This is a genomic window from Ruegeria sp. YKSD163 (genome assembly GCF_059612905.1).
This window is the reverse complement of the sequence record NZ_JBXWRM010000002.1, coordinates 1-20343: the sequence shown is the minus strand read 5'-3', so window position 1 is coordinate 20343 and position 20343 is coordinate 1. Positions and strand designations below refer to the sequence as shown.

Genomic DNA, 20343 nt, shown 5'->3' with positions numbered 1-20343 from the left:
GGGTGCGATGATCGACCTCAACGACATCGCGGTCCCGAAGACCCGGCACGATCTCGCGGCGGTGAAAGAGCGGCTCGCCTGCACGGCCGCCGACTGGCTGCCGGGGCTGTTCCCCGAGGCCAGGCTGGCTCGGGACCGTCGTTCCCTGCGCTGCGCAGACCTTTCCGGGCGGCCGCCGCAGAAGGAAGGCTCCTGCACCATCCATCTCGACGGCCCCTATGCCGGCTGGGGCTTCGACTATGCCACCGGCGAGCGGGCCGGCCCCATCGACCTGATCGCTCAGGCGACCGGTCTTTGTGACGGGTCGCTCTTCGACGAGGCAGCGCGGCTCGCGGGGATGGACCATCCGGCGCCGCGTCCCGCGCCGAAGTCGCCCATGCGCACACGTCCCGACCACTCGGCCGAGATCGCGCGTCTTGTCGGCGGGGCGGTGCCGCTCGCGGGCACGCCGGGCGAGACCTACCTCCGCGCCCGCGGGTTGTCGGATTCCGGCTCGCCCGACCTGCTGTTCCACCCCGATCTTCCGGACTTCGACAGCTGCCGTGGCTGGCCCGGCCTCATCGCGATCCTGCGGCTGCCGGACGGGCATCGCGCGCCGGGCATACACCGCACCTTCCTTCTCGAGGACGGCAGCGCCAAGGCGCCTCCGGGCAAGAAGATGCTCGGCAGCGTGAAGGATGCCGTCGTCCGGCTGTTCCCGATGCCCGCGGACGGCCACATCGGCATCGCCGAGGGGATCGAGACGGCGCTCGCCGCCCACGCACTCTTTGGCATGTCGGTCTGGGCGGCGCTGTCGGCCGACGGTCTGGCGCGGTTCCAGTGGCCTGAGGGCACCCGGCGCGTCACCATCTACGCAGATGCCGGGGACGCCGGCCGCCAGGCGGCAGCGACGCTCTCGGACCGTCTGAACCGCGCCAACATCCCGAATGAGATCGTCGCCCCGCTCCACGGCGACGATTTCAACGACGATCTGCAGCGTTGCGCCCGTGCCGAGGATTACACGCGCGACACGGAAACTGCAGCGGAGCCGCAGGCCACGGATCCGGTCGAGCCAGAGGCGGCCAACCCCATCGTCGCATCCGCCGACGATCCCGCGACCCTGATCGCCGTGGCCGAGGCGCTGACCAATCCGCCCGAGTTCGAAGCCCTGTCCATGCTGCTCGGGCGCATCTCGCTGGCGAAGCTCGATCCGCTGCCCGAGCGGCAGGTCATCGCGCGGATCAAGTCCGCAACCGGCATCGGCATCTCGGTCCTGACCCAGCAGCTGGCAGAGCTCCGCCGCCGCGTGAACGCCACCGGTGACCCAAACGCGCCTATCCCGAAGCCCGCCTGGTTCAGGCGCCTCAGGCTCGATCTCGCCGGCGCGCCTGAGCGCAACGAGGCCAATGTCATCGTCGCGCTGACCTCAGATCCTGCCTTCGCGGGCGTGCTCGCCTTCGACGAATTCGGGCAGGAGATCGTCGTGCGCCAGCCTTTGCCGTGGGATTGCGCCACCGCATCGCTCCAGCGCCCCTGGGAGGACGCCGACGACATCCGCACCGCCGAATGGCTGCAGCTGGACGACAATCGGCATCAACAACACCGATTACAACGACCAGGGGACGTTCGACGCCGCGAACAACCGCTTCGTGGCACCGGCAGACGGCACCTATCTCTTCGGCGCAACGTTGCTCTTCAAGGTCAACGCCAGCACCTCGGCACGCATGAGCGGGCGGCTCCTGCTGAATGGCACGACCGAGATCCGCGGATCACGCGGCGAAGTCACCAGTTCGCATGTCTCCGAGGCGACCGCGCTTTGGCTCCAGACAATGGTGGTGCTGGCCGCCGGCGACACGGTCGAGCTGCAGGGCAGCTTCCGCGCGCAGGACGGGTATTTCGCGGCAGAGCAGACGTCCTTTTGGGGCTGCAAGATCGGGTGACGATGCGTAGGCACGAAGGCATGTGTCAGAACGCCTGCGTACTGTTCGCGCCGATTTCGATCTGATCGGCATCAGAAACCAGCCATGCCGCCAAGAGATTGACCGAAGCGGCAACCTGATCAGGCTTCCGGAGCCCGCATTCCCAGACCGTCGCAACGCGCCACCCTGCTTTCAGAAGCTTCCCGCGAACAGCTGCGTCCCTAGCCACATTCGCAGTGAACTTGGCCTGCCAGAACTCTTCGCGGGTCGATGGTGTGGTGGTGTAGCGGCAGCCCTCGTGGCGATGCCAGAAACAGCCATGCACGAAGACGACGGCGCGATACTTTGGCAGAACGAGGTCCGGTCGACCGTGGACCGCCTTCGAATGGAGCCGGAATCGGAAACCACGCGCGTGCAACGCCCGCCTTAGCGCTAGCTCGGGCTTCGTGTCCTTTCCCCTGATCCCTGCCATCATGCGGGACCGGGTCTGCTGATCCACGATATCAGTCACAATGCGTCCTGGTTTTCGCCTCTGAACCTAGTATACACCGGCTGAATGGAGTTCGTCAGGAGCCTGATTTGCCTTCCACTTTCGGCATTGTTGATCTGTTCGCCGGACCTGGCGGACTTGGCGAGGGGTTCGCTTCACTTGTCTGTGACGGCACGACGCCATTCCGGATCGGCATCTCCGTCGAGAAGGAGGCGTCGGCCCACCAGACACTGACGCTGCGCGCGTTCTTGCGCGAGTGCCGGGCGCGCAACGGAGCCCTGCCGAAACAGTTCATCGATTTCCACGCCGGGGATTTGCCCGAACCGGACTGGTCAGAAATAGATGAATCGGCGTGGCAGCACGCAGTCGAAGAGGCGCGCGCGCTCGAACTGGGCACTGAGGCGGCAGCAACAACGATCGATGCCGCCATCGAAACGCTGAAGAACAAGTACGACGACACGATCCTGATTGGGGGCCCGCCGTGTCAGGCCTATTCCCTCGTGGGACGCGCCCGGTCGAGGGGCAAGGTCGGCTATGTGCCGGAAGAGGATGAACGGCACTATCTTTTCCGCGAGTACATCAGGGTGCTCGACAAACTTCGGCCGGCCGCCTTCGTGATGGAGAACGTCAAGGGTATGCTCTCTTCGACAGTGGAGAGCCGTCTCGTGTTCGAGATGCTGATGGAGGATCTCTCATCGCTCGGTACCGGCCATGGCCATCAGTACGAACTGCGGGCCATCCGTGTCGAAGATGGTCAAGCCAGACTGCAGGACGCTACGCGACCGTCAGACTTCATAGTTCGGGCCGAAGAATTCGGGGTTCCGCAACGGCGTCACCGGGTAATCATCATCGGCATCCGTTCTGATCTGGCGAGCAAGGCAGCAGCTGCCAGCATCGCTGTCTCCAGACCGGCGCGAACGGTCACTGACGCGATAGGAACGATGCCTTCCTTGCGCAGCGGCATCAGCCGCGGGAAAGACAGTACGGCGGACTGGAAGCGCGAGGTCATCGATGCCGCGAAACTGCTGGCGCGCATCCATCGAAGCAAGGAAAGCGAACAACTTTGCGAGGCTTTCAGTTCGGTCGCAAGGCGCATTGAGGGGGAAGGCCCCGACAGTCGGCAGGAGACACGTCTTCCCGAGAGCTACGGCAGTTCTAACGATGAACTGCTGGCCTGGCTCGAACGTCCGGAACTTGGCGCGATAGCGCAGCACGAGACACGGGGGCATATGGCGTCGGATCTCGGCCGTTACCTTTTCGCCTCGGTGTTCGGGTCCGTCCGAGGTTACAGCCCGAAGGCCACAGACTTCCCGTTCGCGCTAAGCCCTGATCATCGCAACTGGCACAGTGGCGTCTTCAATGACCGTTTCCGGGTTCAGCTGGCAGGTCAAGCAGCAACGACGGTTACGAGCCACATTTCCAAGGACGGCCATTACTTTATCCACCCGGATCCGATGCAGTGCCGAAGCTTGACTGTACGCGAGGCCGCGCGCTTGCAGACATTCCCGGATGATTACCTATTCCTCGGCAATCGAACACAACAGTACGTTCAGGTAGGGAATGCCGTGCCACCCTTCCTGGCACGACAGATCGCACAAGTCGTCTTGAACGGCATTACAGGCAGCAGTTCAATAGATGGCATTCATCAATGAAATGAGCTGTTTCGATCCCTGTGCTGCATATAGAGATTGCGTCGACGCCGGAGCAAGCCAAGCTGTTTCTAAACTCCCCTACGATCCAGATGCCTCAGCCTCCTGCTTGAGGCGGGTGATGTCCTCAGCAGTTCCGACAAGCTCCAGAAAAACATTTGCGCGGCTGGTTGCAACGTAGATCAATTCCGGGTCCGTCAGACCTTCGATTCCGACAAGGAAGACGCAAGGACGTGACAGCCCCTTGAAACGTCGGACCGTGTCAAGAACGATGTGGTCAGGCCGGACATCATCAGCACGACAGGTCGGCGTGCCGGCGATCTTTTCGGAAAAAGCAGCCAAGGCATCACCAGTACCCGAGAGAACAGCAATTTGCCCTGGCGCGACCTGATTGGAACGCAGCAATTGTGCAATCCGTTCGTTCAGGCGCGAAGGAGCCAATTCGACGGTGCGACACGCGATGGTTCCAATCGGCTCACCTTCCGGGCCCGCCGGAATGCTTCGCCGCCCATGATACCACTTCGCCATCAAGGCATGAATGCGTCGCGTGTTCCGAAGATTTCTTGTCAGAGCGATGGACGACGCGGGGAGCGCATCGATGAAACTATTCTCAGGAGAATACAGCCGCTGATTGTCGTCGTAGAAAACGTAGAAGCCTCCGGTTTCAGGGTCCCTGATAGTGAGGCGCAAGGCATGCAGCCACGAATCCTGAAAGTCCTGTCCCTCATCGACGATGACCGTATCAAAGCTGAGGTCAGGCTGCTTGCTGATAGCTTCGACAAGTGCCTCGGGAAGAAGATGGTCGAACAAGAGTTCATCATCATCCGAGGGTAGTTCTACCCCCGCCCTCTGAGCAAGTGTTCTGCAAAGAGAATGGAAGCTTGCCACAATAAGCCCATCATGACCCTGACAAACCGAGCGAAGGTGGCTCGCAAGTGGCGCGTTATAGCAAGTCAGAAGTGTCCGGCGGCCTTCGGCAGCTGATCTTATGCCCTTTTCGAGGGCCAGTACTGTCTTGCCACTGCCTGCACCGCCCGAAATCGCCATTTCCTTGTTATCCGCGAACGAGTCGAGGATCCACGCCTGTTCGCTCGTCAGTCGCTCGATGGTTCTGGCATCGTCGGCGAGGCTTAGTCCGATGTGGGCCCTGAGTTCGAAATGGCTGGCAAGAAGCTCTTCCAGCGCTCTCAGGCCATCCAATCCCAAAGCGCTTTCGCGATGGACGTCGCCTTCCGTCATCCGACGGACAATCCAGCGATCAAGGGTTTCCATGTCGTCCCCGAACGCGATGATCTCGAGCGGCGCATCTGGTGCCAGCGCTCGTCTAGGTCGGGCACTGCCTGGAAGGATGGCGCCGTGGCGTGCTCTGACAAAACGACCGCTCAGCGCCCGACTTGCATTGAGGCGCTTCAGGAAATGGTGCTTGCTTCTACGTGCCTGTGACAAAGGATTCTTGATCCGGAACTTGAACCCGTCACGGTCCTCACTGATCCACTGTCCGTCGGCTTCGCGGCAGCTCACCCTCCCGCCCTTTACCTCGATAAACAGCAACCCGTGCTCCGCATGCGCGACTATGAAATCCGCTTCTCCGTCGAACTCGGCACCGTCGCGATCTGCTTCATGCCATGAGCGCGAATAGTAGCAGTTGTAGTCTCCTGGCAGTTTGTCCCTTATGCGTTCGTAGACGCGGACCTCCGAAGACAGTTTCGGATTTTCAAGAACATGACGCGGCAATTCCCTTGGATACATGCGGGCCATCTTCAGGACCTTCCATCCAGAAGCTTGCGGAAGAAACCAAGTTCAGGGTTCGCCGGTGTTCCGACCAGCATGCCGCGATCAAGGTGGCGGTTGAAATGCTCGCACGAGGTTTCTGGAAGGAAGGTGCAGCAGTGACAGGCCGAGGATCCAGATCCTTCTGAGAGAGAGAGGATGCCGCTGCTGCATAGCGGATCCGACGAGCACCACTCCAAATCCCGCAGTGCGGCGAGCAGGATCGGGCCAATCTCGCTGGTGCGTCCCTTTCGTGACAATCCGCCCAGTGTTCCATCGGAGTCCGGTGCGGATGTGTAGAGAAGAAATCCGCACATTCCGCCGGGACCTGGCGAGACGTACAGCCTCTCTCGGATGGATGCAGTCGAGTACCCGCTGTCGAGTGACAGGCGCTCCGACAGTGCGTGGGCGGTTGTGTGTATCAGGAGCAACCTCGCCGAGATTGTCATGGGAAAAGGGCGATCGCTGCCATTGTGGTCTTGCCACGCACGCTCGGCGGCCTGATGCGCTTTTGCAGCCCTGTCGACTACGTTCGGGTCGTTCTCCCAGGAACGTACGGCTGTCTCGTCGAAGTTGATGAATATGCCTTCCCCGCGGACCTCGATTGCCGGAAGCCAGTTCAACTTCTTCTCGGACAGTGGAGCCACGAAAGCGCTGTTGTCGGCGGCCTCCACCGGGCTGAGACGAGTGAATGCCTTGAGAGCTCGCACTTCGCGCAACCTCTCGACAGAGACTACACGGTCCAGGACGCCCTTCAGATCGCTCGGGATCACCTGAGGCGAGATCTGGAACTCCGGGAACTCTTCTCCGTCCGGGCCGCCCGAGCAAAGCATCAGGTGCTCGTTGGGACGCAGGTCACCGGTCTTATTGTCGAGCATTGTCAGCAGGGTCAGGATTCGTGCAGTCAGATCTTCCGGCTTCGTGTCAGGCTCAGGCCACAAGGGAAGGATTCGCTTCCGTACGAAGTCGGGAAGCTGCGCCCTGTCGTCCAGCGCAATGATGTCCGGCCAGAAATCCTCCAGCATATCCCGGAAGGAACCACCGAATGGCGGAACGTCAAGCGCGGACTCAATTACGGGGAAATATGCGTTCGATGCACCACGCTGAATCCCAACTGGCTGATGGTTGCAGGGTTCTGGCTGCTTCCTGAGCCACGGTGACCTGCCGTCGCATGATATCTTGCCCATCGCGCCAGGGGACAAAGCACCATCGAGGTCGCGTTCGGACTTGCATTCGGTGCAATGCACCTTGAGCCCCTTCAACCCGGCGCCTTCCCCTATGAGCTTGAGAGGCTTCTTTCGGGAGCAGGAGTCTGCATGCTTCGGCCATGACATCCAGGGAAAGTCCTGAAGATGGCCAGCCGGGCACGTCACGATGAATCGGACAGGTACTGCATATACCTTCTTGATGCGCTTGCCTCGCCCGGAACTGCAGGAAGTGCACCACAGCTCGGGTTTCCCGATCTCGGAACTCCAGAAGCGGCTACGCTGCAGGAGGTTGCATTTCGGACAGACATGCCAATCCGGGAACCTGTAGGCGGGCAAGAGGCGTGGTCGCTTTTCCCTTCCGACTTTTTCATCTCCGACAGGAGGTAACCTGAACCCGTTCACCTGGAGCCTCGCCTGGAGTGGCTCATGATGAATTCTTTGATCGTTCAGAAGCCCCTTCTTGATTGCCAGTTGATCCCAGGCCTCAAGGCCAGCCGAAACCACGGAGACAGGAGCGCCGTTCTCGCCCCTGAAGTCGATGATCGCGCCGGGGCCATTGCCTGTCAGAACCTGACTCCGGCGAATTTTGCCGATTGATTTCATTGTACGGCCCCCCTGTCCGATCCACCTTCCAAAAGAACATACGATGCCGAAGCCTCAACGGAACGCAGTGAGTTCGGAGTAGGCTTCTGCCCAGCAAAGCGCGCCTTGTTTCCACGCTCCGCTGCTGCTTCTGCCGAAGTCAGAAGAGCTTCTCCGTAGTCTTGCCAATAGTCCTTCAGGCCGTGCCGGTCGAACCAGTCGTCAAGGAACGAGTTGAGTTGCGCACGCGCAGCATCTGCCTCCACCGGATCAATCCGCTCGATGCGGGCGATTACGGTTTCCAGAAGTGTTTCTGCTTCTTTTTGATGGTGTTCGATCGCACCCGGATTCTCCATTCCGTCAACCAGATGGCGCACCATTGCGACATATGGAGCATGAAGTGCTCGGTCGCGCGCTCGCGGGGCGAAGGGCGTTACGCTCGTAGCTTCTACATCACGGTATAGACTGCGATGCCAACTGGCAAAGGTCTCGTACCGGCTGCGATCGCGGGACTTGGCAGCATTGAACAAGGTGATCACAAGTCCGGGCGCCTGCTGGCTTCTGCCAACCCGGCTAGTGGCCTGAATGTACTCGGCAATCGTTTTTGGCTGACCATTTACTACCATCAGGCCCAGACGAGAAACATCCATCCCCACCGAGATCATGTTGCTCGCCAGAACGATATCGACGTGGTCGGGATCGCTCCAGTTACGCTCCAGATCCTTGAGGTATTTCGGAATGTCGCTGGAACGGACGCGGCTGGTGAGTTCGATCTGCATCCCCGCGTCGCGTTCGGCCTCACCCGGTCTGCGTGCGGCGTAATCCTGGATACTGCGCGCAACGTCGTCACGCATTAGAACGAGTGCGCCACCCAGCTCCCTGAGCGAATTAAAGTAATTGACGAGGGTCCAGTATCCGTCGCGTCTGTCTTCCGGTAACGTGGCGTCGGTAGCCGCCTGAAGCAAAGATGCCGCGACAGCCTGTTGAGTGAATTTGGCCGAGCGACCGACCGTCGAGATGCCAACATAGCGACGGCCCGGCACGTCACGATTTTCGATCGCAAAACCAGAATTGGTGTGATCGAGCCCAGGCGGGGGAAACTGAAAGGATCTGCGGTCAAACAGGGCCTTTATCTGGTCTTCTGCTCTGCGGATTGTTGCCGTTGACCCGATGATCTTTGCCCTTATGCCCGCACCTGAGCGACACAATTCATCGATCGCGGTCTCATATAGTCCAGCCAGGCTGCCCAAGGGGCCAGATATCAGATGCAGTTCGTCCTGGATCACCAACTCTGGGGAATCCGCCGCCGTTCCGATGCCGAAAAGGCAACCAGTGTTCTGATTTCTCGTGATCTGCGCGTACTTGTCGACTGTGGCGATCAACAATGTCGGCCGCTCTCGATAGACATCCTCGTCAACGGTCCAGATCGGGAGCAATGCCAATTCCTGCCCCACGTCACATGACTTCGTCAGGCAGCGTACCTCCACACGGCTCTTGTCCGACGAGATCTTCCAGTCGAGGACTTCACGACAGCATGGGCAACTGCGCAACTGAGCCGGCGAGCTTTCCGCCTCCGTACCGAGTACCTGCTCCGCCTGCAAAACCGTGTTTGGTGTGGCACCTTCTCCGACCCAAAGTCCGAGGGAAATTGGCATATCCGTAGCGAAGTGTGCAGGCAGGTTGACATTTCGCAGTTCGACCTTGCCGCGCCTGACCATCTCGCAGGCACAGATCAAAGCAGCTGCGCGCTCGAACTGCTGGATGGTCAGAAGTCTGAGGGTGTAGCGCATGAACGTTGTCACGCCCGCGCCGCTCGGGTTCCCCGCTGCGCGGAGACGACGCAGGAAGATCGTGAAAGCTGTCAGAAGAAGGTAGGCCTCGGTCTTTCCACCACCGGTCGGAAACCAAAGCAGATCCATAGTCTCGCGATCGCAGGAATCGGGGTTCGCAATCGACTCCAGACACAGGAGCGCGAAACCGAGCTGAAACGGGCGCCAGATCAGTTCGGGGGGTTGTGGATTGATGCGCCATGAGTACTGAAGCGCAAGAGCGGTGTTCGCGAGCCTGAACGCGGTCAGCACCTCGGGTGATGACTCCAGGAGCGCAATACCAGATCGCATCCGTTGTTCAGCAGTTCTGCAGCGCCGCATATGCACTTGCGCCTGCTTGACGTGCTCCTGCGGCATGTCAAGCGCTGCACCTTCCATCCTCGCAACCCATTTTGTGTAGGCGGCAACGAACGATTTCAGCCCTGCGACGAGACTGGGGGCGTCTTCGGATGCAAGCCATGACGCCGCAAGCGGCAATCGAGCGTCGCCCTGCCTAAACTCGATATCGCCTTCTGCGCTGACGACATGGACGGTGGCTTCCGGAAACCAGCTGGTCCTCACCTGACATACCGTCCCATCAACGGGCTCGTCCCACATCGCGGAACAGGTGTGACCCACTGCGAATTGCTGGACGTCCCGATACAGCAAGGCAGACGCCAGGGCATCGTCTTCGTCGCTCGCCAATCCGGCCCTGTCCGGCTTTGGAACGAATTTGCATTCAGCTTCGCATTCTACACTCAGCGAAAACTGAAAAAGCGCGGCTTCCTCGTTGGCTGCGCGACTTCTTGCTTCGGTTGGCCTTGCGTCGTTTGTCACCGCAAGCGTCACGAGCAGAATGTCACCCCAAGGGGCGATGCGGCAGTGCAAGGACGTTCCGGCAAGCCCGCTGCCCGCAAGGCTGATCACGGGGGCCGCTTGCTCGCTCAGTTCCGCGAGTTCAAGTGAAACCTCGGCGAATTGAGGATCTCGCCGCCAGCTCTGCACCCGCTTCCTGGATGAACTGGCGCTATCATCGGCCGCGCTTTCGGGCCTGTAACGAGCCCCATCCACCCGAACCCGCAGTCTGGGCGCCGAACCGCTCGGTCGGATGGCAAAGGAAAGACCAGCCGAACTTGGTCGGAATGCTGAGGCTGCCTTGACCCCATCCAGCGCGGTTCCCACCGCATCCGCATCGTCAGCATCGCTCGCTTCGTCGTCGTCTTCCGGCGAAATCGTCGTACGAGGCGGGAACAGGATTCCGGTCAGATATCGATCAGTCGGCCGATCCGAGATCAGTTCATTCGGCTCCTCCGGGCCGATGAGATCGACCTTCATCCGTTCGAGGAGCGTGTCACGCGCATCAATCATTTACGTTCTCCAGACACCAGAATTATCGCTCAGCGAGGAATGCTGCCAAAGCCGCCAAGCAGTGGCATGAGCGCAAGGCTCGGGGCTTCTCCGGACCGCCCGGACACAACAACTGTAGTCGCTCCAACGACAGAAATTCCCGCGACGACCTCTGGAAGCGTGGAATCCCGATCGACCTTTCGTAGAGCCTGGATCAAGTCGATGAAGTCATGCGACAGGCACCCGATCGCAGCTCCGTCCTGATCTCCGATCCTCAGAACCAGACTTCCGTCTTTATCAGGATAGGCCGCCACTCTCGGTTCATTGATCGATGCACGCCAAATGCACGAGATTGCTTCCGCCTCATTGACGACATGGCCCGAACGCACGAACTCGGCCCAGTCGACGAGATCTCCCTCAAGTCCGATCTCGATCATCCTGTGATCGGGATGCGCAGCCCAATAGCGCTCCGGGTCCCCGATCTTGTAGAATTTTCTTGGGCTGATCCACCCTGTCCGCAGTTCCGTGCTTGCGCGGGTTGCTCCGACATACAAGGTGCGGGCTTCCTCCGCCCAGTTAACGCGGTCGCCGTACGGTGCCCGCATGAGCAGGAGCATGACCCTTTCGGCTTCTCTGCCCTTGATCGCATGGATCGTCGAGAGCAAGGGTCCCGAGCTTCCCTCATGGTCGCTGAGGAGCTCGAGGGGGGGATCCTCCAGACCTTCGGCGATGTTGCCAACAGAAATCAAGTCTCGACCCGAAGCATCCAGGTCGAGCAGGATCTCCCAGCAATCCTCAACGCTCCGCCATGGCGCCGGGCTCAGTGACTCATGGAGGGAACGAAAGTCATTCTGCGACATACGGGTCGAGGCCGGAAGGCCCCCCAGAAGCGCGCCGATCCATGCCTCAATCCTTGGTGGGCGGTCGGGCAGACGGAGCCGGAAGCTTCTGCCGGCAGTGCGCATTTGTTCGGCAGCCGTGAACAGGCCTCGACGGCTTCGTGTCAGGATCAGGCCGCCTGTTGTAGACGGATGGAAAGCAAACCCCGTGATGTCATTTTCAACCGCAGCACTTCTGATCTGCTCGCGAACATGAAAGTAGCCCTCCCGTGAACCTACCGGATCCCCTCTCAATGTTTCGCGAACTGAGGAGAACATTTCCTTCAAGGCTTCCGTCCGGGTGCGGTGGTCGCGCACAAGCTGATCGCAAGTGAAATCGGCACGCGTCGCGATTTCTGCGAGCAATGTGGAACCTGTAGTGCCCCTGCGCTGGTAGCCGTAGATCGATTGTGCAAAATCCCCGAAGACGGTTACACCGCAGGCGGGATCGAGCAACGCAAGAAGCGCCTCGCACATTTCCTTGCGGTCGCCGACGAGATCCTGCGCTTCATCAATGATTACGTGTTCCAGCTGACCAAGTGCATCTGCAACGAGTGGGTTGTCCGATCGCATCAGTCTTGTCGCAGCCCGAATGCCGGCATCATGGCCGCCTGAAGTACTCAAACCAGCATTTGCAAGCAGACGCGCCGCGAAAGAGTCGAATGTCCTGACCTGCAGCGCGGCGGCGTTAGGTAATTCACCAAGGCGGCGACCGATCCGGTCTCGAAGCTCTGCGACCGCGATACGCGTGAAGCTGAGTAGCAGTATACGCGAAGGGGCGAGACCCTCTGCCTCCACCAGGGAGATAACACGTTCACAGGCCACATGGGTCTTGCCGCTCCCGGGGCCAGCCTCAACCACCATTCTCAGTCCGGCAGGAGCCTTCGCCACGCGAAGCTGGGTCTCATCGGGCACAGAGTCCAGATCCGAAGAATCGAGGGGGGCGAGGCCGAACCATTCATTCAGGAAGGAGGCGTTCTCTTCACTTATCGACCATTTCTGTTCGACTGGATCGAAGGTTCCGCAGAGCGAAAGTGCCCTGCGCAGTGCAGCAGGCATCTTGCCGTTTCCAGTCCGGTGCCCGATGGGCTCAATTGCCTTGTGGCCAATCAGCGACACGGGTTCATCAAATGACGCAAGAACCTCGACCAGACTCTCGGTCGCGCCTCCAGTGACTTCCGGAAACAGTTTTTCGGAGCCAGTTCCGACGGAGATACCATGATCGCCGAGGGCTACGATCGTTCCGTCAGGCAGTGCAACCCGACGCTCCGGCAGGCTGACCAGAACTGGCTCGTCGCGCATCGTGCCGTAGCCAATGTCCCTCAACTCGCACAGCATGTCGATCACTCCGGCTACCCGGACGGTGGCGTCAACGCGGTCCATGTCATCGAGGAACTGCAAAACCCAATTCACAACTTCGGCGCGGCTGAGGCCACGGCGCGCATGGACTATGCGCCGGACCAGATCCGCGATCGCACTTGTGCTGCCGTTGGTCGGTACGTCTGGCACGTACCGGCCGGGCGCAAACGCAGTTTCAGACGTCACACGGCACCTCTCTCAACACTCTCCCAATTATGATTGACGTTCAGATAGTTAGTAGTCAACCTTGAGATGGTTTCCGCGGACGGTCTCTGCGGTGATCGTGTTCCGCGATGTTGTACGAACCCGGATGGAAAGATGCATGGTGCGAATTTGCTGACCGACCAACATCGGGCACTTGCCGAGCGCTTTGTCGACCTTGCTCAGACACGAGGCCAACTGCCGGTATTTGCTATCGAGCACGGGCTTGACGAGCCAGCGCTGGAAGCACTGAGAAGGACGGTCTCGCGACTGATTGAGGAGGATCCGCAACTCGCGGGAGCAGTGTGGGCGTGGAACTATCTTCCGTTGCTGGTGATCGCAACGGAGGTGGGGTACCGATACCGCGGCACCGGAACCGATTTCTGGCCGGTACTCGCTCAAGAACTCGGGGTAGATGCGGGGCCTGCATTCCGTTCCGGTCTGTCTCGGCTGTTCGAACTCGGACACAACAAGTTTCGCCTCGCGCGACCAGGAGACAGCACCTGGGAACGCCATTTCCCTCATATCTCATGGCCTATCGGCAACTCGGTGGTGCCTCTTGAGATTCAGCCCCAGCTTACAGACGCCCTCAGACGTGCTGTCAGAGCAGGAGTCTCAGCCGATGATACGGACCGGCTGCTCGACTACCTGAGAGCGCTTGCGGCGGGGCATGCAAGTCGTCGCTTCGAGAACTGGCTCCTTCAAAGGGATGTTGCCCTCGAGGTCATGCGCAGGCTACTTGACCCCGAGTCGGAAGGCTGGCTGTCTGGGAGCCTTCTCGCGAGAGTTGATCAGGATATCCGAAAGGATTGGGGTGCGCTTCGAGCAATCACCGAGGCAAGGAAGACGGTCGCAAGAAGAACGGCACGCCTAACCCAGATTGCGGCATCCCGCTATGTTCTTGCGCTGAGGGACGGCGAGCCAAGACATCTGGGCATTCGTGGGCCAACGTTGCCGGCCCAGCTGCGAGATGAAGTGATCGCCGCTTTGCGCATACATGGTGACCGCATACGGGCGGTTGATGGGATTCATGTGATCTCGCTTCGCGCATTCCTTGCCGGTGGTGAAATCGTCCTAAAGAATATTGCTCCTTTCCCGATATCTCCGTTGCGCCGCGGCGACGCTGTCGATCTTGATGAGGGCATTGCAAAGACCACTCTGGAACGTTTGCAGCCGCTTGAACCGGAGTATTTCGCTGTCGAGTCCAATGGCCTTGCAGCTAACGCCGTTTTTCCAGGCGAAAAGCTTCAACCCGATTCCAGGATTCTGCAGCTCATTCATGCAGGTGAGGACGGTAGCGTCGAAACGCGGACCCTCGAAACATCCAACCCCTCGGATATCGAGTTCTTGCGTCGCCGCGGGTTTGTGATAGCGGACCGCGTTCCAACTCTGCGGATTTCTGGATTGCCTGCGCCCGGGGCTTCAAGCAGGTTCATTGATGACTTTCCAGTTCTGGTATCGCAGTGGGGCGTGGCGGACGCTGAATTCCTTCTAGATGGGGCGGTGACCTCAGGCGATCCTCTGAGTATCGGCGGCACCGAATGGAAGGCAATCAGACCGGACGTTGGTCTTCATCTGATCGAACCGGCCGAGGGTCGAGAACTCGACAGGCTGGAGTTCGAAGTAGTGGAGCCGCCGGACATAGAACCGGCCATGGTGAAATTGTTGCCGGCCAACGCAAATGCCTCCGATCTCGAGACAGGCCGACTTGAGATCAGAGTGACTGCTCCCCTTGCGCTTGAGGCTGTTCCGATCCGCATTCGAGTGGTTTCCCCGAACGAGCCGGCGCTCGTGGCTCAAGGTGTGATCGACCGCCTTCCGGCGAGGTTAACGGGACGTTCTCCGGTGCTGCATGAAATCCAGACAAAGTTGGCTGGGCAGCGAGCAAACGAAAACGGCTTGCGACTGCATGTCGAAGCCGAGGGTCTTCTGGAGAAGGTGTTTTCGCTTCCACCGGTACGCCGCGAGATACGTTATGACGGGGAAACGCGCGAGTGGACAAGGAGCGGCGATGACGCAGGAGCGATCCCTTCGATCACTGCGACGGTCGTTGCGCCTCTTCTCGGGGCAGAAGGTGACCGCAGCTCGGGAGAAACCCGGCTGGTACTGCCGGATGCGGCCGACCACGAGGCGCTGACGGCGGGCCTGATTCTTTCTGGATCGGAGTCCACTCGGCTTGGCCTGGGAGATCGCAGGAGAGTTTCACTTCCTGCATTACTTCGGGAACCGACGTCGAGTGAGAAGGGCGTTGGAATCATCGAATTGGCCCGCGCGAATGTTGCGTGGCAACTTGCAGAAGCGAATGACCTTCTCGGAAACTGGCAACGATGGTCGGTGGTCGAGGAGCTTGAAGCCGCGTTGATCGAACAGCTTTGCGGAGCGAGATGGCGCAGGTTGGAAGCAGGTATCGACCTTTCGATTCTTTCCCCGCATGGCGCGCTACTTCGTTGTGCCGACGCCCTTGGCTTGGTCTCCGGCGAGGACTTGCCGAACATTGAGACTGCCCGCGATCGGGAGTTTCTGCGAGAGCGATTGGTCGTCCGCCTTCAAGAGGCTGTACCGGACATTCCGGAAGCGCTGTTGCAGTGGACTGAAGATCTGGCAGGAGAACTCGATCTTGCGGTGATCGATGCGTATGAAGACTTGAGACAGAAATTGGAAGCGGAAGGTATTGAAGCCTTCGACGACGTGGACATGGCCCGTCCCGCAGACTCGTGGCGCGATGCGCTGGAACGCTCGCGCGAAATCCCGCTGCTTCCGATGTTCCGCCCGTTCATTCTGCCGGAGGCGAGGTGGTCGGCACTTATCAAGCCCTTTTATGGCGAGCTTACGGAGGACGACCTGGTCGATCTTCTTGACTCTACCCATGTTGACGCCTCCAGACGACCCGGGCTCCGTTGGCTCGGACGTTCTGAAATCCGAACCATGTTGCAGCTATGGCTTTCGCCTAAGGCCATGGTGGAAACCGAAGGTTGGCGAGAGTTCGTGGCAAAGGGGCTTTCGGATGTCCGAACCAGTAGAGCCGTTCGCTACGTTGCGCTTCGACGCAAACTCGCGCTTGGAGACCTGCCGATCGAGAGTGCCATCTGATGGACCACTACCTAAGATTCGTGAATTGCGTTCAGGCGTTGCGGCGAAGGGTTTCCGCTCTCGATATTGGTCTGGGTGGCGCCCTCGGGGTCGCCGCTGATCCCTTGCCCTACCAGATTGCAACTGTGCGCCGGGTCCTTGGAGACGCCCACATTCGTCACTTGATTTCGGACGAGGTGGGACTCGGCAAGACAGTGCAGGCATTGATGATCGTGAATGCCCTGCGCTGGCAAGATACGGCACACCGATCCCTCGTGATTGCACCAGACAATCTGTTGGCGCAGTGGCAGGAGGAATGCTGGATCCGAGGCCACGTGATGCCTGCTATCGCCGGTTCGATCGGAGATGGCACTCACGACGAACTGTCGCCAGTCACGCTGGCGCGCCCGCGCGATCTGATGACACGTCCTGGACAGGGCACGCGAACAATAAGCGCGGATCCTGCTGTGTTCGATCTCTTGATCGTTGACGAGCCCCAAACGATGCCGCGAGACGCGATTCAGGCCATATCGCAAGCAGCGGACGAGTTCCGGCAAGTTCTTGTTCTATCCGCGACTCCGAGACTCGGCGATCCTGCCTGGCGCGAACCGATCTTGCGGATGATTGAGCCGGAGGCTGCTGCACTTGCCAGGATGGAAGGTCGCAGTGTAGCCGATATGCTGCAAGACCGTGAGGAAGCAGCGATTGCATCTCTGAACGGATCGGATGGTCCAGACGACTGGACCCGAGCGTTCCTGCAGTCGGGAGCGTCACGTCGGATCATTAGGAACGGTCGATCCGAATGGAATGAGTATTTGCCGCAACGACGCAATCACGAAGTTCGGCTGCAACCCCTTGAGTCCGAACGAATGCGGCATGAGATAGCTGCGATGGTCCTTGAGGGCGCGGACCCCGCCGAAGGCATCCAGGGTCCCGCCTGGACAGCTGCGCGAGCCCTTCAACGGAGCGCAAGAGCTGCAAGAACGGTACTCACGGAACTTGCAACACGGGGAGGTGCCCTAGCTCAGATGGCAGAAGCTGCTCGCGTCAAGTCTCTTGAAGATCCGGGCGATAGCAGACTGGAAGCCTTGCTCGACATCCTCTCGGAGCAATGGTGTCACGATGAGGATCGCGCATTCATCATTGTCTGCGGAGACAATCCAACCATCGACATGCTGCGTGCGGCACTTCCAAGATACTTCCCTTTCCTTGCAGATGGAATCTCAGTGCTGCGGCGCCCCGCAGCTACCGAAGTGGAAGGGGTGACCAACCTTCGCGAAATCCAGGAAACACTTGCACCCTTGTTGTCCCGCGAGAACCGACTTCTGCTTGTAGGCGACTGGGTCCAGGCTGGGCTGAACCTCCATCACGTAGCGCAAGGGATAATTTTCTTTTCCCTTCCGTGGGAAATCGACGGCATAGACCAGCTGATCGGTCGTGTCGATCGTCTTGGCCCCGCTGGCGATCGCAAACGATCAAGGCGCATCATCGACATCTGGCGCATCCTGATTGAAGGTTCTCAAGAAGCGGCAATCGCCGACACGGTGGCAGCGCTGGGCGTGTTCGACAGTCCGCTGCCACCGCTTTCACCCTCTGAACTGGCTGAGCTGCAGACAGTGCTCGGACGTGCTGCCATCAGGCGAAAGGCGGCTCCTTCCGTCGGTCCACTCTCTGGAAACGGCACAGGCATGAATTCTCGTTTCAAGGACGCAGATCCTCATTCACCGCGACAAGCGGCGGCTGAATTCGAACTTTGGAGTGAGAAAGCCTGTCCGGAACCGGCCATGCTTTCCGAACTCGCGAGCCAGAAAGAAACGCCAGTTCGGCGAGAGGAGCGATCAATTGGTGCTTGGCTGAAGACAATCACGGCTTCCGGCGACTTCGACATCGGTTTCCGACGTGACAAGGTCGACGGCTACGGGTTCAATACTCTCTGGTATCATGGTGTCGGGGAACGAGGGCGCGCCGGCGACAGCCCTTTCGCACTCCCTGGCGTTTCCCGCGAAACCTGGATGTCTGGTCACGTCCCCTTCATCTATCGGCGATCGCACATCGCTGCACCGCCTCGGAAGAGTGTCTTTACGGACGATGGAGAGCGTTCCATAGAAGGTGAAAAATCGGGACGCCCACTCCGCTTTTTCGACCACGGGGCCGAGCTTCACGACGCCATGGTTGCCGGGTACATTTCAGCTTGTCTCAAGGATTTTGGGACGGCAAAGCCGGTTGTACAGGCAAGCGTCAGGTTGCCAGAAGGTCACCCAGCAAGAGGGATTGGTCCACTTGTGCTAATTTCGGCAGCACTGGTGGACCCGTTTCCGGATACACTGCTTCCATCGCTGTGGACGCCAAACGCAAAGGAGATGCTTGAATCCGCGCCGACTGATGTGCAGAGGCGAGCACTCACCGCAGACCGAAATGCGCTCCAATCCCTTTTTCGCGCTCTCCAGCGCAAGGTGAGGATCGCAGCACCAGCTGAGCTCATTCGTGTTGGCTCGTGGAAGGCGCGCGACAATTGGCAAGACTTGGCAGAAGATGACTTGGACCTGTGCCTTGAGCCAATGCCCCCATCAACCAACAAAGCGTTGGCCAAGGGTAGGACTCCGCTTGTACCTCTCGAAAAGCAAGAGGTTATGAACCTGATCCGGTCTCGACAGATGGCTGCGATCAACTCAAAGTTGGAGCGGCACAAGGCGTCGGTCTTGAATACTGTTCGACAAGAACTTGCAGGCTTCGCGCTGCAAGTAAGCACCTATTTTCAGGCCGAAATCATGAACAGAGAACTGGCCTTGCAGCGTCGCAAGGCTTCACCCCCTGAAGCAGGTCCAGTCGAGCTTTGGCAAGGTCAGGTGGCAGCATTGGAAAGATCGCTGGCCATGGCCCGTCTGAACTTTTCGGAAGCGAAGACCTTCATCCAGGAAATTGCAGCCGGGCAACTCATCATGAGCGGGGTCCAACCTTGTTCGGTTCTCTTGGCGCTCATCACCGACGAGTGAAGGTTAACCAATGGCGGAACACTTCTTTTCGGCTGGCTGACTGGGAAAACGCACCCGAAACGCAGTAAATGGGCGTGCCGGAGTAGCCCTGTTTCCGACACGCCCCGAATTGACCGCAGCCACATGACGCGCGGCCGCGCAGCCGGCGAAAACTCGAGCCGGCCTGGTGGGCTCCGAGCGGGTTCGCCGCCATCCCCACCGCCGCGCTCGATCCGGCCCACAGTCCGGCGTCTCCCGCGGTCCCCGCGCTTATCGGGTCCGGGTCCCCTTTATTCGCCGCGAACGGCTACTCGGCCTCGGCGGCCTCGGCCGGCGTGATCTCGGTGATGGTCTGAAACTCGCCGAGGAACTCGGGATGGTTCTGCGCCAGGTAGCGTACGACTCGGGCGTTCCCGAGCAGCTTGCCGACATAGCCCTTGATCACGGTCAGATGCAGGTGGTCCTGGCCGTAGGTGTCCTGGATCGAGGCGATCCCCTCCTGCAGGCGGGCCAGTTCCTGTTCCATGCGCGCCATCGCCTCGGGCGTGATCCCCTTGACCTTCTTCGGCTTGGAGGACTCGACCAGTTGGGCCTGTGGCGTTCCCGCAAGGATCGCGTTCACGTAGGCGACGGAGTAGTTGTTCGCGTTGACCAGCAGTTCAGCCGCCTCGATCTGGCGCATGGTCTTCATCTTGCGAAGCGCATCGAACACGGCATTCGTGCAGGGCTTGTCTTTCAGGATCGCGACAGCTTCTTCGCAGATGCCGTCCAGTAGGCGCGCCTTGCGTCGTATGCTGCTCATGTTGAGGTCGAGCGCGAGCGCGATCTTCTCTTCGGGAACGCCGCGCTCGATCGCCTTGCGGATCATCTTGTGTTCCTGGATCGGGGCGAGGCGGCTGACCTGTCTATTGTAGGTGAAGGCCTCGTCGTCGGTGGAAACGAGGCATTCCACCTCGCTCTTGCCCGCGGGTGCTGTCAAAGGAAACCAGCTTGAGCCGGGCAGGGCGGTTTCGTAGCCTTGCAGCATGGCTACGAGATCCCCGTTTCGCTATTTCAAGACCAGTCCGGAGATCATCCGCCTGGCAGTTATGCTGTACATCAGGTTTCCGCTT

At 59.8% G+C, this 20343-nt stretch carries 10 protein-coding genes and 1 pseudogene; 5 read left to right on the top strand and 6 right to left on the bottom strand.

Annotation, left to right across the window (positions count from 1 at the left end; genetic code table 11):
* Positions 1–7: 7 nt before the first annotated feature.
* Positions 8–1984, top strand: coding sequence for a toprim domain-containing protein (locus tag AC2FNA_RS02855; protein WP_496824335.1), 1977 nt, complete (start codon positions 8–10; stop codon positions 1982–1984).
* Here the strand turns inward: AC2FNA_RS02855 and AC2FNA_RS02850 are convergent.
* Positions 1945–2409 (bottom strand): very short patch repair endonuclease, encoded by a 465-nt coding sequence (locus AC2FNA_RS02850; protein ID WP_496824333.1) that lies wholly within the window; start codon positions 2407–2409, stop codon positions 1945–1947. The two genes, AC2FNA_RS02855 and AC2FNA_RS02850, sit on opposite strands and share 40 nt — an antisense overlap.
* Before the next feature lie 68 nt (positions 2410–2477).
* Here AC2FNA_RS02850 and AC2FNA_RS02845 point away from each other — a divergent pair, with 68 nt between their 5' ends.
* A complete protein-coding gene (locus AC2FNA_RS02845; protein ID WP_496824332.1) occupies positions 2478–4040 on the top strand; it encodes a DNA cytosine methyltransferase in 1563 nt (520 codons plus the stop codon).
* Positions 4041–4118: 78 nt separating this feature from the next.
* Here the strand turns inward: AC2FNA_RS02845 and AC2FNA_RS02840 are convergent, their stop codons facing one another.
* From AC2FNA_RS02840 to AC2FNA_RS02825, 4 genes are read right to left on the bottom strand one after another with little or no spacing between them, the layout of a single operon-like run.
* Positions 4119–5795 carry an NERD domain-containing protein gene (locus AC2FNA_RS02840; RefSeq protein ID WP_496824330.1) on the bottom strand — a complete coding sequence of 559 codons (1677 nt, stop codon included), beginning with the start codon at positions 5793–5795 and terminating at the stop codon, positions 4119–4121.
* Between the two features lie 2 nt (positions 5796–5797).
* The gene (gene drmB / locus AC2FNA_RS02835; RefSeq protein WP_496824329.1) at positions 5798–7618 is read right to left on the bottom strand and encodes a DrmB family protein; all 1821 of its coding nucleotides are present in this window, start codon (positions 7616–7618) and stop codon (positions 5798–5800) included.
* Positions 7615–10773: a helicase-related protein gene (locus AC2FNA_RS02830; protein ID WP_496824327.1), complete on the bottom strand. Its 3159-nt coding sequence runs from the start codon at positions 10771–10773 to the stop codon at positions 7615–7617. The genes drmB and AC2FNA_RS02830 overlap by 4 nt, the downstream gene beginning before the upstream one ends.
* A gap of 29 nt (positions 10774–10802) precedes the next feature.
* A complete protein-coding gene (locus AC2FNA_RS02825; protein ID WP_496824325.1) occupies positions 10803–13013 on the bottom strand; it encodes a UvrD-helicase domain-containing protein in 2211 nt (736 codons plus the stop codon).
* Positions 13014–13307: 294 nt separating this feature from the next.
* Between AC2FNA_RS02825 and AC2FNA_RS02820 the strand changes: the two genes are divergently transcribed.
* Together AC2FNA_RS02820 and AC2FNA_RS02815 are read left to right on the top strand one after the other, a co-directional pair.
* The gene (locus tag AC2FNA_RS02820) at positions 13308–16280 is read left to right on the top strand and encodes a hypothetical protein (RefSeq protein WP_496824323.1); all 2973 of its coding nucleotides are present in this window, start codon (positions 13308–13310) and stop codon (positions 16278–16280) included.
* Positions 16280–19252: an SNF2-related protein gene (locus AC2FNA_RS02815; RefSeq protein WP_496824321.1), complete on the top strand. Its 2973-nt coding sequence runs from the start codon at positions 16280–16282 to the stop codon at positions 19250–19252. The genes AC2FNA_RS02820 and AC2FNA_RS02815 overlap by 1 nt, the downstream gene beginning before the upstream one ends.
* A 286-nt stretch (positions 19253–19538) precedes the next feature.
* Here the strand turns inward: AC2FNA_RS02815 and AC2FNA_RS02810 are convergent, their stop codons facing one another.
* Complete coding sequence (locus AC2FNA_RS02810) at positions 19539–20258, bottom strand: plasmid partitioning protein RepB C-terminal domain-containing protein (protein ID WP_496824319.1); 720 nt, start codon at positions 20256–20258, stop codon at positions 19539–19541.
* On the opposite strand from AC2FNA_RS02810, the pseudogene AC2FNA_RS02805 reads away from it, so the two are divergent.
* A pseudogene (locus AC2FNA_RS02805) lies at positions 20257–20343 on the top strand (IS6 family transposase); the annotation flags it as partial. The gene AC2FNA_RS02810 and the pseudogene AC2FNA_RS02805 sit on opposite strands and share 2 nt — an antisense overlap.

Coding starts and splice junctions, on each gene's coding strand:
- drmB (WP_496824329.1), bottom strand. CDS start 7,618: ATGAAATCAATCGGCAAAATTCGCCGGAGTCAGGTTCTGACAGGCAAT.
- AC2FNA_RS02840 (WP_496824330.1), bottom strand. CDS start 5,795: ATGGCCCGCATGTATCCAAGGGAATTGCCGCGTCATGTTCTTGAAAAT.
- AC2FNA_RS02810 (WP_496824319.1), bottom strand. CDS start 20,258: ATGCTGCAAGGCTACGAAACCGCCCTGCCCGGCTCAAGCTGGTTTCCT.
- AC2FNA_RS02815 (WP_496824321.1), top strand. CDS start 16,280: ATGGACCACTACCTAAGATTCGTGAATTGCGTTCAGGCGTTGCGGCGA.
- AC2FNA_RS02820 (WP_496824323.1), top strand. CDS start 13,308: ATGCATGGTGCGAATTTGCTGACCGACCAACATCGGGCACTTGCCGAG.
- AC2FNA_RS02825 (WP_496824325.1), bottom strand. CDS start 13,013: ATGGACCGCGTTGACGCCACCGTCCGGGTAGCCGGAGTGATCGACATG.
- AC2FNA_RS02855 (WP_496824335.1), top strand. CDS start 8: ATGATCGACCTCAACGACATCGCGGTCCCGAAGACCCGGCACGATCTC.
- AC2FNA_RS02830 (WP_496824327.1), bottom strand. CDS start 10,773: ATGATTGATGCGCGTGACACGCTCCTCGAACGGATGAAGGTCGATCTC.